Origin of the sequence: Burkholderia sp. Bp9016 (genome assembly GCF_003857765.1) — a bacterium.
Taxonomy (GTDB): Bacteria; Pseudomonadota; Gammaproteobacteria; order Burkholderiales; family Burkholderiaceae; genus Burkholderia.
Map to the genome: position 1 here is coordinate 46,621 of NZ_QTPY01000024.1, position 14,979 is coordinate 61,599.

Annotated in this window: 13 protein-coding genes; 5 read left to right on the top strand and 8 right to left on the bottom strand. The window is 69.1% G+C overall.

The features are described from left to right. The first annotated feature begins 113 nt into the window (after positions 1 to 113). On the top strand, positions 114 to 1,670 hold the full coding sequence (locus tag DIE13_RS25645) for an ATP-binding protein (protein ID WP_124829891.1): 1,557 nt from the start codon (positions 114 to 116) through the stop codon (positions 1,668 to 1,670). Between the two features lie 86 nt (positions 1,671 to 1,756). Here DIE13_RS25645 and DIE13_RS25650 read toward each other — a convergent pair whose 3' ends face one another. The 3 genes from DIE13_RS25650 to DIE13_RS25660 all read right to left on the bottom strand — a co-directional run bounded on the left by DIE13_RS25650 (position 1,757) and on the right by DIE13_RS25660 (position 3,992). Next, positions 1,757 to 2,143, bottom strand: a complete 387-nt coding sequence (locus DIE13_RS25650; protein ID WP_124829892.1) for a tautomerase family protein — start codon at positions 2,141 to 2,143, stop codon at positions 1,757 to 1,759. Between the two features lie 65 nt (positions 2,144 to 2,208). Continuing rightward, positions 2,209 to 2,712: an aromatic-ring-hydroxylating dioxygenase subunit beta gene (locus tag DIE13_RS25655; RefSeq protein WP_124829934.1), complete on the bottom strand. Its 504-nt coding sequence runs from the start codon at positions 2,710 to 2,712 to the stop codon at positions 2,209 to 2,211. Continuing rightward, a complete protein-coding gene (locus DIE13_RS25660; protein WP_124829893.1) occupies positions 2,709 to 3,992 on the bottom strand; it encodes a Rieske 2Fe-2S domain-containing protein in 1,284 nt (427 codons plus the stop codon). Before DIE13_RS25660 ends, DIE13_RS25655 begins: the two co-directional genes overlap by 4 nt. Before the next feature lie 139 nt (positions 3,993 to 4,131). On the opposite strand from DIE13_RS25660, the gene DIE13_RS25665 reads away from it, so the two are divergent. Further along, on the top strand, positions 4,132 to 5,049 hold the full coding sequence (locus tag DIE13_RS25665) for a LysR family transcriptional regulator (protein WP_124829894.1): 918 nt from the start codon (positions 4,132 to 4,134) through the stop codon (positions 5,047 to 5,049). Between the two features lie 103 nt (positions 5,050 to 5,152). Here the strand turns inward: DIE13_RS25665 and DIE13_RS25670 are convergent, their stop codons facing one another. Both DIE13_RS25670 and DIE13_RS25675 read right to left on the bottom strand, forming a co-directional pair. After that, complete coding sequence (locus tag DIE13_RS25670) at positions 5,153 to 6,133, bottom strand: PDR/VanB family oxidoreductase (protein ID WP_124829895.1); 981 nt, start codon at positions 6,131 to 6,133, stop codon at positions 5,153 to 5,155. A 155-nt stretch (positions 6,134 to 6,288) separates the two neighbouring features. Beyond that, a complete protein-coding gene (locus DIE13_RS25675) occupies positions 6,289 to 7,686 on the bottom strand; it encodes an MFS transporter (RefSeq protein ID WP_124829896.1) in 1,398 nt (465 codons plus the stop codon). 406 nt (positions 7,687 to 8,092) lie between these two features. Here DIE13_RS25675 and DIE13_RS25680 point away from each other — a divergent pair, with 406 nt between their 5' ends. Continuing rightward, complete coding sequence (locus tag DIE13_RS25680) at positions 8,093 to 9,223, top strand: porin (RefSeq protein ID WP_124829897.1); 1,131 nt, start codon at positions 8,093 to 8,095, stop codon at positions 9,221 to 9,223. Between the two features lie 32 nt (positions 9,224 to 9,255). Here DIE13_RS25680 and DIE13_RS25685 read toward each other — a convergent pair whose 3' ends face one another. Together DIE13_RS25685 and DIE13_RS25690 are read right to left on the bottom strand one after the other, a co-directional pair. After that, a complete protein-coding gene (locus tag DIE13_RS25685; protein WP_124829898.1) occupies positions 9,256 to 10,287 on the bottom strand; it encodes a LysR family transcriptional regulator in 1,032 nt (343 codons plus the stop codon). Next, positions 10,284 to 11,258 (bottom strand): AraC family transcriptional regulator, encoded by a 975-nt coding sequence (locus tag DIE13_RS25690; protein ID WP_124829899.1) that lies wholly within the window; start codon positions 11,256 to 11,258, stop codon positions 10,284 to 10,286. Before DIE13_RS25690 ends, DIE13_RS25685 begins: the two co-directional genes overlap by 4 nt. 149 nt (positions 11,259 to 11,407) lie before the next feature. On the opposite strand from DIE13_RS25690, the gene DIE13_RS25695 reads away from it, so the two are divergent. Both DIE13_RS25695 and DIE13_RS25700 read left to right on the top strand, forming a co-directional pair. Next, positions 11,408 to 12,514, top strand: coding sequence for an NAD/NADP-dependent octopine/nopaline dehydrogenase family protein (locus tag DIE13_RS25695; protein ID WP_124829900.1), 1,107 nt, complete (start codon positions 11,408 to 11,410; stop codon positions 12,512 to 12,514). Then, on the top strand, positions 12,511 to 13,524 hold the full coding sequence (locus tag DIE13_RS25700) for a 3-hydroxybutyryl-CoA dehydrogenase (RefSeq protein ID WP_124829901.1): 1,014 nt from the start codon (positions 12,511 to 12,513) through the stop codon (positions 13,522 to 13,524). Before DIE13_RS25695 ends, DIE13_RS25700 begins: the two co-directional genes overlap by 4 nt. A gap of 101 nt (positions 13,525 to 13,625) precedes the next feature. On the opposite strand, the gene DIE13_RS25705 is transcribed toward DIE13_RS25700, so the two are convergent. Further along, complete coding sequence (locus DIE13_RS25705; protein ID WP_124829902.1) at positions 13,626 to 14,963, bottom strand: MFS transporter; 1,338 nt, start codon at positions 14,961 to 14,963, stop codon at positions 13,626 to 13,628. Between the last annotated feature and the right edge of the window lie 16 nt (positions 14,964 to 14,979).

Here is a 14,979-nt window from a genome sequence, read left to right on the forward strand (position 1 = left end):
CGATTGCGGGGCAAGACGATGGAGCCAGTCTAGAAACGCCTGAAAAGTGCGGCAATTGGTGCGTAGGGCCGCGCGACTGGTGGCGCTCCGTGCCGGACTAAAGAAATCTTCAGATGCGGGCCGTGCACGCCGGTGCTATGTTGAACATCCGGCCGCGCGACACCGCGCGCCTTCATCAGAATCCGATCATGAGCTTCCCCGACGAAGACGATTTCCACCGGCTGCTCGACGCGCTGACCACCTGCGTGCTGCTGCACGACGCGCAGACCAGGGCGATCGTGTGGGCGAATCGCGCCGCCTGCATCGCGCTCGGCTTTTCCGTCGAGGAACTGCTGCCGCTGAAGGCGCCGGACATGACCCGCCCAGAACCGAAATACCGGCGCGAGATCGCGGTGAGCGCATGGGATCGTGCGCTCGTCGACGGGCCGCAGGTGTACGAATGGTGCTATCGATCGCGCACCGGCGTCGACATGCTGTCCGAGGCCACCGCGACTTATGTGCCGCTGCGCGGGCGCGATGTCGTGATGGTGCAGTTCCGCGACATCAGCGCGGAAGAGGCGGTTCGCCGGCAACTGCGCCGCTACGAGGCGCGGCTGCGCGAATTCATGCAGGATCTCGACGAAGGCATCGCGGTCGTGACGCCGCGTGGCGGTGTGCAGTTCATCAGCGAGTCGGGCCGCCGCGTGCTCGGGCTCGCACCCGACGAAGCGCTCGGCGAGGTGCTCGACTACTGCTCCGAGGCCGATCGCGACCGCCTCGTCGCACAGCTGCGCGACGCACCGTCGGCGTACCCGTCCACGCCGCAGCGCTACCGGATCGTGCGGCGCGACGGCTCGCCATGCTGGCTGCGCATCCTGTGCCGGCAGGTCGAGATCGAAGGCGATCTCGACGGACTGCTCGTGCAGTTCCGCGACGTGAGCGACGAAGTCGCGATCGAGGAGGCCCGGCGCGCCGAGGCGCGGATGCTCGAACACGCGGGCCGCTACAACGCGATGGGCGAGATGGCGAGCGTGATCGCGCACGAGCTGAGCCAGCCGCTCGCGGCCGTGCGTAACTTCATCGAGGGCGCGGTGCGGCGGCTGAACACGCGCGGGGCCGTCGACGATGCGATCTGGGGGTTGCACAGTGCCGATCGGCAGGCCGAGCATGCGGCGCTGATCATCAAGAGCGTGCGTGAATTCATCGTCAAGCGCGAGCCGGTCGTCGCGCTCACCGACTTGCGCGAGATCCTCGCCGACGTCGCGTACTTCATCGAATTGCGCGCGAAGGAGGCGGGCGTGACGGTCGCGATCGTGCAGGCCGATGCACCGTTGCCGATCCGCTGCGAGCGCGTGCTGATCGGGCAGGTGATCCTCAACCTTGCATTCAACGCGATCGAGGCGTTCGCCGGCTGCGAGCGTGCGTCGCGCACGCTGACGCTCGGCACCGCGAATGTCGACGGGCACGCGGAACTGCGCGCGATCGACAACGGACCGGGCATCGCGGAAGGTGCGCACGACCGGCTGTTCGACGGCTTCTCGTCGTCGAAGGCGGGCGGCAACGGAATCGGCCTGTCGCTGTGCAAGAGCATCGTCACGCGTCACGGCGGGCGTATCGTCGCGAGCCCGGCCGCGGGCGGCGGGCTCGATTGCCGCGTGACGCTGCCGCTTGCCGGCGCAGCACACGCGTAGCCGCTGCGTTGCGTCACGGCCGCGAAGGACATCACGGATAGCGCGGCAGGGCGGCGGCGCACGATGGAGCGGCGCCCGGCCCATGATCAGCGTCCCAGCGCCCGCGCGGTCAGGCCGCCGATCCCGAAGTCGGTGTTCGGGATGTCCTTGACGATCACGCGCGTCGCCTGCAACGGCGCATCGAGCACGGCCGCGGCGGCGTCGGAAAGCGCCGCGATCAACGCGCGCTTCTGCTCGTCGGTGCGGCCGGCAATCAGGATCGCGACGATCACCGGCAGCGACGGCGGCGCACCGTCGGCCGCCGTGCGGCCGCCGAGGCCGATGTGCGAGGCCGGCAATTCGGTGAGCAGTACGCGCACCGATTCGAGCGGCGCGCCGATCGCGTCGACGGTCGCGTGGCTGAGCCGCGCGATCAGTTCGGCCTTGTGTGCGTCGTCGTGGCCGGCGGGCAGGAAAACTTCGAGTGTGGGCATGGTCGTCGGGAAAGGTGAAGGTGACCGGTTCACCGTTGCGCTGGCGACGGCGAACCGGCCGCCATTTACAGCAGGAAGCCGATCGCGCTGAGCGCTTCGGTCGAGTCGATCAGGCGAACGACCTTCTCCGCGATCCGCATCTCGCCGTCCGCATCGACCTGCAGCTTGTGCGTGACGTCGGCCGCGAACAGCGTCGCGACGCCGCGTTTGTACGCGACGACGACCTGCGCGGACTTCAGCTCGACGACGCCGGCGCTGCCGCTCTCCAGCGTGAAGCGCGACACTGTGCGCACCGTGCGCGCCGCGTCGGCCGCCGACGCCGAGTAACCCGACACCATGCGCTGCACGCGCTTCTCGCGCATGTCGCGATCGTCGAACACGTAGTTCAGCGTCGCCGCGAAGTCGGTCGCGTCGGGATCGATCGGCACCACGTAGTGGCCGGCCGGGTCCCACAGGTCGAGCCACGCGCGATAGTCGCGGCGGTCGAGCATCTCGGCTTCACGCCATACGAATTCCACCGCACGGGCGAAGGTCTGCTCGGAAAGGAGGGCGTTGCGGTTGTCCATTATTGTTGCTCCATCATTTTTCGCCATTGCTGGTAAGCCTCGCGCATGCCGGTCTCGTCGGTCGCATGCGCGGTCTTTTCGCCGTTCGCGGCAGTCGTCTCGCGGTTCAGCCCGCGGTTCACGAGGATCGGCACGTCCGGGCCCGCATGCGCGCCGCGCTGCACACGCTCCCACGCTTCCGCGTCGTCGGGGCTGCCGAAGCCGAACGGGCCCTGGAAATGCTCGTGGATGCGCAGCCGTTCGCGGTTCGCTTCGTCCGGGCCGCCGTCCATCGCGAGCGCGACGTGACGGATCTCGGTTTCGTTCGCTGAGATCGGCCGCAGCACGCGGAAGAACGCCATCGACAGCGCGAGGTTCGGGAACAGGTTCAGGTTGAAGCCGACGCCCATCAGCGAGCGCACGATGCGGCGCACCTCTTCCGGCGTATGGCGCTCGGCGAGCTTCGCCGCGAGCGGCGCGAAGCGCTCGGGCAGCGGCGCGCCGTCGTCTTCGTCGAGATCGACCAGCTCGGGCATCAGCACCGCGAGGCTGTGGCCGTTGCCGAGCGAGCGGCAGAACGCATCGTCGCTCGTCATGAAGCTCGTGATCGCGGCGGCCGTCTCGTCGTCGATCGACTTCATCCACGACTTGTGCACGACCGGGAAGTGATAGAGGTCCGTCGTGTTCTCGAGCTGGATCTTCCAGTTGCCCTTGAACTTGAACTTGTGCTCGCCGTTCGCCTTGATCGGGTAGCCGGCGCCCTGCTTCATGAACAGGTCGATCCACGGCTTCGCGCCGCCGAGGAAATCCTCGAGCGGCTCGATGTCGTCGTTGAAGCTCGCGAAGATCAGCCCCTGGTACACGCCCACGCGCAGCTTCACGAGCGGCAGGTCGCCTTTCTCGCACACACCTTCGTAACCGTCGCCGTACGGCAGCGCGCGCAGCGTGCCGTCGAGCGCATACGACCAGCTGTGGTACGGGCACGTGAAGCCCTTCGCGTTGCCCTTGTGCGATTCGCACACGGTCGCACCGCGATGGCGGCAGCGGTTCTGCAGCACGTTGATCTCGCCGGTCTTGTCACGCACGACGATCACCGGCTGGCGGCCGATCGTCGTCGTGACGAAGTCGCCCGGCTTCGGCAGTTCGCTCTCGTGCGCGACCCAGATCCAGGTACGGTAGAAGATGCGGTCGAGCTCGGCTTCGAACAGCGCCGGGTCGTGATACATCGCGGGCGCGATGCGGTCGGGCTGCGCGAAGCCATGCAACGCGCGGGTGTCGATCGTCTGGTAGGAAGTGTCGCTCATCGTCGTCGTGGGGAAAGAGTCGCGAAATCGGGCCGCGCTGTGCGCAGCGTCGGGAGACCAGTCTCGTCTTCTGCTACATATCCGTCAAATTGATCTAAAATTGCCAATCAAATAAATTCGGCAAATGATGGAGGTCACGATGACATCGGTCGATCATCTCGATCTGAACCTGTTGCGGGTGTTCCAGGCGATCGTCGAGGAACGCAGCCTGACCAAGGCCGGCGAGCGGCTCGCGCTGTCGCAACCCGCCGTCAGCTATTCGCTCGGGCGGCTGCGCACGCTGTTCGACGATCCGCTGTTCGTGCGCACGCGCGCGGGCATGCAGCCGACGCCGGTCGCGCTCGAACTCGCCGGCATCGTCGGCAAGGCGCTCGACATGGTGCGCCTGGCGCTGCGCTATGCGGAGCGGTTCGATCCGGCGACGAGCACGCGCACGTTCCGGCTGTCGCTGTCGGATGCGGGCGAGATGGCGTATTTGCCGGCGATCTGCCAGGCGTTGCGCGAGCGCGCGCCGCGCGTGACGCTGAGCGTGCAGCCGCTGCCGGTGGAGGAAATCGAGGAAGCGCTGCGCGCAAGCCGGCTCGACTTCGCGATCGGCAACCTGCCGGAGCTGATGCCGCGCACGCGCCACCAGGTGCTGTTCGAGGAAACCTACGTGTGCATGACGGGCCGCCGGCGCGGGGTGCCGGCCGGCACGTCGCTGAGTCTCGAACAGTTCGTGCGCGCCGCGCACGTCAACGTGAAATCGGTCGAGCACAGCCACCACGCGCTCGACGACGCGTTGCGCGCGCAGGGTGTGGGCCGCAACATCGCGCTCGAAGTGCCGCACTTCGTCGCGCTGCCGAGCGTGTTGTCGGTCACCGATCTCTATGCGACGCTGCCGAAGCGGCTTGCGCGGATCCTCAACCGCGACAACGCGTTCCGGCTGTACGACTTGCCGGTGACGCTGCCGCCCGCACCGGTGACGATGCACTGGCACGAACACTTTCACGAGGACGAGGGGATCGCGTGGATGCGCGCGCTGCTTGCCGAGATCGTCGAGCGGTTCGACGCGTGACGGCCGCGCGCGCCGCGCAGTGTCATCCGGGCGCGTGTGCCGGAACATCAGTACATCAACGCATCAACGCATCAACGCATCAACACATCAACACATCAACACATCAGAGATCGAGGACGAGCACCGGCGAGCGTGAGCGCGACACGCAGCAGCAGATCACCGTGTTGCTCGCGCGTTCGGCCTTGCTCAGGCAATGGTCACGATGATCGGGCTCGCCGTCGAGCACCGGCACCATGCAGGTGCCGCACACGCCTTCGCCGCATGACGTATCGACCTCGATGCCGATCTGCGCGAGCGCGTCGACGATCGACGTGCCGGGCGCGACACGCACCGACTGGCCGCTGCGCTGCAGGCGCACTTCGAAGCCTTCCGCCGGGGCGGCATCGGTCGCGGCGTCGGCCGCGGCCGGCTCCGCCGCGAAGCGTTCGAGATGTATCGCGTCTTCCGGAATCCGCGTGGCGGCCGCCGCGACGACCGTATCCATGAACGGGCCGGGGCCGCACGTGTACACATGGGCATGCGTGTCGATCGCTTCGATGCAGCGGCCGAGCTCGGCCGCGAGCGCGGCCGGCTCGATACCGTAGTGGAACGTCACGTGCGACGCGAACGGCCCGGCCGACAGTTCGTCGACGAAGGCCGCATGCTCGCGGCTGCGCGCGAAGTAGTGCAACCGGTAACGCGCGCCGCGCTGTTCGAGTGCGTATGCCATCGACAGCAGCGGCGTGATGCCGATCCCGGCCGCGATCAGCACGTGCTCGCTCGCCTGATCCGTCAGGCGAAACAGGTTGCGCGGCGCGCCGATCGACAGCTCGGCGCCGACGCGCACGTCGTCGTGCAGCGAGCGCGAGCCGCCGCGCGACTGTGCTTCCTTCTTCACCGCGAACAGGTAGCTGTCGCGCTCGTCGGGGCGGCCGCACAACGAGTATTGCCGCGTGACGCCGGACGGTGCGGTGACGTCGATATGAGCGCCGGGTTCGTACGGATCGAACGGCTGGCCGTCGACGCGCGAAACCCGGAAACAGCGTATGTCCTGCGCCGCGTCGATCAGCGCGTCGATCCGGACCTGGTGGCGATTCGCTTGCATGGGGTGTTCCGTGGGGAGGGTGAAAACCGGCGCGGCGGAGTCCGCGCCGTCATGCGATCGAGAATAGGGATGGGCATCGCATAAATCAAATCGATTAAAAAGCGATGCCGGAATCAGTGGGATGGATAATTCCTGGCGAGCGGAACGACGCACGCTCAGCGTGCGGCGATCGCGTCGCCGCGGTCGGCGACCGGCGCGACCGACGCCGATGCGTGACCGCGCTCGCGGTCGAGGCTGTGGCGATACTGCCGGCACCCGGCCGCCAGCAGCAGCGCCGCGAGCGTGGCCGCGGCGACGTTGACGATCGACATCGAATGCCCGACCGCCGCCGGTGTGCCGAACACGCGATCGGTGAACAGCGCGACGACGGTCGTGCCGATGCCGAGCGCGATCAGGTTCGAGACGAGCAGGAACAGCGCGGAGATCTGCGCGCGCATCTGGTTCGGCGCGAGCGTCTGCATTGCGGCGGTCGAGGTCGGCATTGGGAACGACGCGAAGAACATCGCGACGACGAGCATCGCGAGCGACGCCGGCAGGCTGTCGAGCTGCGTGAACAGCGTCGCGGGAATCACCATGCACGCGGCGCCGATCGCGCCGGCACGCATCGGCGCATCGGTGCGGCCGCGGCGCAACAGCCAGTCGTTGAGCCAGCCGCCGCAGAACACGCCGGCCGTATTCGCGACGAGCAGCACGACGCCGAGCGTGTAGCCGGCTTCGACGGCCGTCATCCCGAAGCGGCGGATATAGAACGCGGGCGTCCAGCTCAGCAGGCAGTACAGCGCCATCGCATAGAACGAGAAGCCGAGGTAGTGGCACGTGAAGGTCGCGCGATGCGTGCCGACGAAGCGCAGCGAATCGCGCATCGACACGCGTCGCACGGCGCCCGAGCGGTCTTGCGCGAGCCCCTTGCGCTGGGGATCGCGCACGGTCGCGGCGAACAGCAGCGCGACGAGCAGGCCCGGCAGCCCGACGATCAGGAACGTGACCTGCCACGCGTGCACCTGCCCGACGACCGGCAGCGTGAAGGCGCTCGCATGCTTGAGCAGCGCGATCACGTAGCCGCCGATCAGGAACGCGACGCCGCCGCCGATGAACGAACCGAGCGAATACACGGCGATCGCGCGGCCGAGTTTCTCCTTCGGAAAGTAGTCGGCGAGCATCGAATACGCGCCGGGCGACAGCGCGGCTTCGCCGACGCCGACGCCCATGCGCGCGATGAACATCTGCACGAAGTGCTGGCTCATCCCGCACGCGGCGGTCGCGACGCTCCACAGCGCGATGCCGATCGAGATGATGCGCGGTCGCGCGTAGCGGTCGGCGAGATACGCGACGGGTAGCCCCATCACGGCGTAGAACAACGAGAACGCGAAGCCGTTCAGCAGGCTGAACTGCGTGTCGGAGAGGTGCAGGTCGCGCTTGATCGGTTCGATCATCAGGACGAGCACCTGGCGATCGACGAACGAAAAGACGTACGCGAGCATGCAGATGACGACGACATACCATTCATACGTATAGCGCTTGCCGTCGGCAGCGCGGGCCGTGGATGCGGACATGCGGATTCTCCAGAAGCGGTGGGGAAGCGCGGCGCCGGCGTTGCGGGCCGGGCGCCGTCGCGGCGCGAAAGCGTGCGGGTGACACGATCGGAGACGCAGCGTAGTCGGCCAATTTCGGCCGCCATAGCCGGAGTGACAGCCGCGCCACACGGACCTTTACCGACCCGGGTAAAGAAAACACCGGGGCCGTGCGCGCGGGCCGCCGCGCAGCGCGCGTGCGGCGGGGCGCGCGCGCATCATGCGGCGCATCTATAAGCGTTATAGACCGGATTGCGTCGACGTCCGAAATTGTCGTTCCTAGACTCGGCCCGTTTTTGATCGGCAGCGTTCGCATCCGAAGGCGGACGCGCTTCATATCGAACGGCGCGTTGCCGACGGGCGCCGAAATTTCTACGGGACGACGCAGATGAACCATCCGAACGGGCGAGCCGACCGGCTTGCCGTACCGCTTGCCACACTGGCCGCCGCGCTGCTGGCGTGCGCATCGCAGCCTGCCTTCGCACAGTCGAGCGTGACGCTCTACGGCCGCATCGATACGTCGATCGAATACGCGAACGCCGGGCCGAACCATGTAACGCGCATGGGCAGCGGCAACCTGTGGGCGTCGCAGTGGGGGTTGAAGGGCGTCGAGGATCTCGGCGGCGGCTACGCGACGATCTTCAAGCTCGAGGACGGCTTCAACGCGGCGAGCGGCGCGCTGTCGAACAGCAGCGCGCTGTTCGGCCGCGAGGCGTGGGTCGGCATCACCGGCCCGTTCGGCGGCGTGCAGTTCGGCGAGCTCTACACGATCGTGCACACCACGCTCGTCACGTACAGCCTGCCCGGCCTCGGCGCGGGGCTCGCGTGGGGCAACGCGACGAACAACTTCGTCGGCCCCGCGTTCCTGCGCGTGCGCAACGCGATGCGCTACACGTCGCCGCGCTACGCGGGCTTCATGCTGCGCGCGATGGCCGCGCGCGGCACCAACGGCGCGGCGGGCCAGCCGTCGACGCTGGGCGATACGTACGGCGCGGGCCTCAACTATGCGCGCGGCGGCTTGTCGATCGACGTCGACACCATGCAGCAGAAGTTCAGCCCGGTCGCCGCCTCCGCGCTCGGCGACACGAGCCCGGCCGCGAACGGCAACTACACGGTCGGCGCGATCTCGTACGACTTCGACGTCGTGAAGGTCGCCGCGCTCTACATGCGGCATCGCGGCGGCCCGGACGTCGCGACCGCGATCGACAGCCAGAGCGCGTATCCGCACAGCGACACGATGGAGCTGAGCGCGACGGTGCCGATCGGGCGCGCATCGCTGCTGCTGAGCGTCGGCCACTACCGGAAGGTCGCCGACAGCGCCGGCAACGCCGATTCGTACGGCATCCGTCTCGACTATCCGTTGTCGAAACGCACGGTGCTGTACACCGGCGCCGCGATGGTGCGCAACGGCGCGCACGCGCGCTTCGTCGTGAATGGCGCGGCAGGCGGCGGCGTCGCGGTCGCGAACCCGGGCGCGACCGCCAGCTCGATCGTCGCCGGCATCCTCACGTCGTTCTGACCGGCTCGATTCGCCCGCGCCTGCCGGTGCCGTTACGCACAGGCGGCCGGGTGCGGCGCGAGCCATGCGTCGAACGGCGCCTGCCGGCCGATATCGAACAACTCCAGCAGCAGTGCGCGCAGCCACCGATGGCCCGGGTCCGCATCGAAGCGCCGGTGCCAGTACGCGTTCACGGGCCATTCGCCTGCGCCGGCGATCTCGTACAGCGCGCAAGGCTGCCGCGCCGCGAACGTGATCGCGACGGTTTCCGGCAGGATCAGCGCATAGTCGCCGTGCGCCAGCAGCGCCGGCACCACCATGAAATCGGGCAACGCCGCGCGCACGCGCGGCATCAGCCCGTGCCGCTCCAGCAACTGCATCGACTGCGGATGCGACGTCACGGCGACCAGGCGCAGCGTGTCCGGCGCGTCGCCGTCGAGCACGAAATCGTCGGGCAGTGCGACGCGCTCGGCGGTGCGGCGCGGCATCAGCAGCACGCAGCGTTCGTGCAGCAGCGCGGTGCGCTGGAAGTGACTCGACGCGTCCGCGAAATGCCCGAGCGCGAAATCGATGCGCCCTGATTCGAGTGCGACGTTGAGCTGGCATTCGTCGACGTGCAGCGTCTCGATCACCGCGCCCGGCGCACGCCGGTCGAATTCTGCGAGCAGCGTCGGCAGGAACGCGCTCGCCGCGAAATCGCTCATGTGCAGCCGAAACACGCGCTGCGAGCTGTCCGGCGCGAAGCGCGAGCCTTCGTCCAGCACATCCTGCAGGATCGCGAGCGCCTTGTCGACCGACCCCGCGAGCCGCTGCGCGCGCGGCGTAGGCTCGACGCCGGTGCCGGTGCGCACGAACAGCGCGTCGCGGAACATCAGCCGCAATCGGCCGAGCGCATGGCTGACCGACGGTTGCGTGACGCCGAGCCGCAGCGCCGCACGGCCGACGTGCCGTTCCTCGTAGACCGCACGAAACGTCTTCAGCAGGTTCAGGTCGAGGTCCTGCACGCGCAGGCCGTCGGGCGCGTCGGCGTCGGGCGGCGGAGATTCGGAGCGGGCCGGCGGCCGGCCCGTTGCAGCGTGCGTCATGGTGCTTGCCTCGCGGTGACGGAAGGCGCGTGGCCGTAACGGCGCGCATACGCCTTCGCGAAATGGCCGAAGCCGTGGATGCCGTGCGCGATCAGCACGTCGGTCACGCTGCGCGCGTCGCCGCGTTGCAGCGCCGCGTGCACGGCGGCGAGCCGTCGGTCGCGCACGTACGCGGCCGGCGTGGTGTGAAGGAACGTGCGGAATGCATGCTGCAGCGTGCGCGGCGCGACGCCCGCGACGGCCGCCAGCGCGGCGAGCGCGAGCGGCTCGTCCAGGTGCGCGTCGACGTGGTCGCAGGCGCGGCGCACGTGGGCCGGCAGCGGCGGCGTGCCGCGCGCCAGCGCGCCGCTGTGCGAATGCGGCAGGTGCGTGAGCAGCAGCGACATCAGCCATGCGGTGAGATCCGCGCCGAACGTCGCCGCCGAGGTGGCGATGCCCGGTTGCGCGCCGAGCCGGCACAGGTATTCGAAGGTCGGCGGCACGAGCGCGGCGCCCGTGCCCGTGCCGCCGGCCGCGAGATCGAATTGCAGCGGCTGCGAGAGCGTCATGTGCAGCATGTCCTGCAGCTTGCGTTCGAGCGCGCCGCGTTCGAGCCGCAGCACCAGGTTGCGGCAATCGGGGCTGGTGCTCAGGCGGCTCGCGAGCGCGGGCGACGACACGGTCAGCTCGCCCGGGCCGGCGCGCGCAACACGATGGCCCGAGCGCAGCTCGCACGTGCCCGACACGGTCAGCCGGAACAGGAAATGATCCGCATCGTCGCCGAAATCGATGTGCGTTTCGCGGCCATAGCAGAGTTCGAGCAGCGCGCCGTGATGCAGCGGCACCTCGTACAGCTCCGCCCGAAACGGATCGCGGCCGCGCGCGGCCATCCGGTGCGGCCCCAGCCGGTGCGCGACCGCGCGTTCGACTTCGTCGGGCGCATGCAGCGTGCCGAGCCGGTTCGGTGCATGTCGGGAAAGGTCGGTATCCATGCGCAGGCCTCGTGTCGGATGCGTTGGCGCGGCGATCCGGGCGTCGCCGCGATTGCGTTGCGCGAACGGGCGTGCCGTTGCGCGTTTTGAAGCGACGCGCCGGGGCTCGCCGCGTAGTCTCGGAAACATTCACTCACCGGGAGACAACGATGAAGGTATGTGTACTGGGCGGCGGTCACGGCTGCCATGCGGCGGCGATCGATCTGTTCGAGAAGGGGCACGACGTGACGTGGTGGCGGCGCGATCGCGAGCCGCATGCGCGGCTGCGCGAGCTCGGCGCGTTGCAGGTGACCGACTATCGCGGCAAGCGCGCCGTGCCGTTCGGCGATGCGCCCGGCGCGATTCGCCTGACCGACGATCTCGCGGCCGCGCTGCGCGGCGCGCGGCTCGTCGTGGTGCCGTTGCCGGCCACGTCGCACGATGCGCTCGCCGCGCAGGTCGCGCCGTTGCTCGAAGACGATCAGGTCGTCTTCCTGCCGCCCGGCACGTTCGGCAGCTTCGTGTTCGCACGTGCGGCCGCCGACGCAGGCAATCGCGCGCGCGTCGCGTTCGCCGAGACCGGCACGCTGCCTTACCTGGTGCGCAAGCACGGCGACAACGACGTCGTGATCAGCGCGTACGCGACGCGGCTGCCGACCGGCGTGTTTCCCGCGAATGCGGCCGGCTGGGCGTTCGACGTGCTGCGTGCCGGTTATCCGTCGGTCGAGCCGGTCGAGGACGCGCTGTCCGGCGCGCTGATGAACGCAGGCCCGGTGATCCATCCGCCGCTGATCCTGATGAACGCCGGCCCGCTCGAACACTTCGACGCATGGGACATCCACAACGAAGGTACGCAACCGTCGATCCGCCGCGTGACGAATGCGCTCGATGCCGAACGCATCGCCGTGCGCGAAGCGCTCGGCTACCGCGCGCCGCATTTCCCGCTGGCGGACCACTACGCGACCGACGGCGACGAATGGATGTACGGGCGCGGCGCGCACGGCAAGCTGACCGATAGCGGTGACTGGCGCGAGAAGATCGATTTGCGCACGCATCGCTACATGCTCGAGGACACCCGGCTCGGGCTGTCGTTCATCGTGTCGTGCGGGCGTTTCGCGAACGTGCCGACGCCGGTGGCACAGGGGCTGTTGAGCGTCGCGTCGGCGGTCACCGGTTGCGACTTGTACGCGCAAGGCCGCACGCTCGACGGGTTCGGTCTTGCCGCGCTGTCGCGCGATGCGATGCGCGCGCGGCTCGATGCGGGGTACGCCGCATGACGGCCGCCGCTGACGTGGCGCGCGTGCACGTGCTCGGCGCGGGACGCATGGGGCAGGGGATCGCGCTGGTGTTCGCGTTCGCGGGCCTGGACGTGACGCTGATCGACTTCAAGCCCCGCGACGCGCACGCGTGGCGCGCATTCGAGGACCGCACGCGTGCCGGGATCGGGCGTCCGCTGCATGCGCAGGTCGCGCTGGGGCGCATCGATGCGGCGCAGGCGGAGGCCGTCGTCGCGCGCATCGCACTGGTGGCGCGTGACGGCGCGGCGCAGGCCGTGCGCGACGCCGGCCTCGTGTTCGAGGCGCTGCCCGAAGTGCTCGACGCGAAGGCCGACGCGCTGCGCTGGCTCGGCGAGCATGTCGATGCGCGTGCAACGATCGCGTCGACGACGTCGACGTTCGTCGTCACCGAGCTGCAGCGCCATGTCGTGCATCCCGAACGCATGCTGAATGCGCACTGGCTGAATCCGGCGCTGCTGATGCCACTCGTCGAGATCAGCCGCAGCGACGCGACCGAACCGCGCGTCGTCGACGCACTGGCCGCGCTGCTCGAGCGCGTCGGCAAGAGGCCGGTGATCTGCGGGCCGGCGCCCGGCTACATCGTGCCGCGCATCCAGGCACTCGCGATGAACGAAGCCGCGCGGATGGTCGAGGAGGGCGTCGCGAGCGCCGCGGACATCGACATGGCGATTCGTACCGGCTTCGGCCCGCGTTTCGCGGTGCTCGGCCTGCTCGAATTCATCGACTGGGGCGGGTGCGACATCCTGTACTACGCATCGAAGTACCTGGCCGGCGAGATCGGCCCGCGCTTTGCGCCCGCCGACAGCGTCGTGCGCAACATGGAGGCCGGGCGCGACGGCGTGCGCACGGGCGCCGGGTTCCACGACTATGCGGATGTCGACGTCGCTGCGTACATGCGGCAGCGGCTCGGCGAGTTCGGGCGCCTGCTCGATCATCTGGGGCTGGCGCCGGTATTCGACGGCGCGCGGGAGAGGGCATCGGGTATGTAGCCGTCGCGGCAGGGAAGCGTGGGCGCCGCACGGCGCGCTGCTGCATCGGCCACGGCAGGCGGGCGGACGTGGCTCGGCCTGCGTGTGGGCGCGCCGCACGCTCACGCCCCGTCGCCGTGCGAATCGCCAGCCCGCACGACGCGCGTTTCGCGCATCGCGCACAGCGTGACGACGGTGACGAGGCCGAGCGCGACGAGGAACAGCGACACCGGCCACGACGCGTGGTAGCGCGCGAGCAGCGCGGTCGCGATCAGCGGCGACATCCCGCCCGCGAAGATCGACGCGACTTCGTGACCGAGCGCGACGCCCGAGTAGCGGACCTCGGTGCTGAACAGCTCGCCGACGAGCGCGGGCAGCGTGCCGATCATCGCGCCGTGGCTGACCGCCGTGCCGACCGTCAGCGCGAGCCACACGAGCGGCGTCGCCCGCGTGTCGAGCAGCCAGAAGAACGGGAACGCGCACGCGACGAGGCTCAGCGCGCCGATCAGGTACACGGGCTTGCGGCCGATCCGGTCGGACAGCCGGCCCCACGCGAGCATCGCGCCCATTTCGACGATCATCGCGATCATCACGCCGGTCAGCATCACGCCGTTCGGGATGCCGACGTACTTGCCGTAGACGAGCGAGAACGCGAGGAAGATGTAGGCGCCGCCGTTTTCGGCGACGCGCAGCCCCATCGCGAGCAGGATTTCCTTCGGATGGCGGCGAACGCACTCGACGATCGGCAGATGCGTATGCGCGCCGCGCTTGCCGGCCTGCTCGTAGTCGCGGCTTTCCGGCAGATGGCGGCGGATGTAGATGCCGATCGCGAAGATCGCGACGCTCGCGAGGAACGGCAGCCGCCAGCCCCACGCGCGGAACGCGTCGTCCGGCAGCGCCTGCGCGGCGAGAAACGCGGCCGACGACAGCACGAACCCGCCGCCGACGCCGAGCTGGCTCCATGCCGCGTAGTAGCCGCGCTGCTCGGGCGGCGCGTTCTCGCTGATCATCAGCACGCCGCCGCCCCATTCGCCGCCGGACGCGACGCCCTGCAGGAGCCGCAGCGCGACGAGCGCGGCCGGTGCCCACATGCCGATCTGCGCGTAGGTCGGCAGCAGGCCGATCGCGAACGTCGATGCGCCCATGATCAGCAGCGTCCACACGAGCGACGCCTTGCGCCCGTAGCGATCGCCGATGTGGCCGAACACGATCCCGCCGAGCGGCCGCGCGACGAAGCCGAGCGCGAACGCCGCGAACGCGGCGAGGCTGCCCGCGAGCGGCGATGCGCCGGGCGGAAAGAACACGTGGCCGAATACGAGCGCGGCGGCCGTGCCGTACACGAAGAAGTCGTACCACTCCATCGCGTTGCCGGCGACGGAGGCGATGACGATCCGGCGAAGCTGCCGATCGGCGAGCGGCCGGGCGGCGCTCGGGGACTGCACGGTGTCGGTCGGGTACATGGCGGACTCTGAAGGG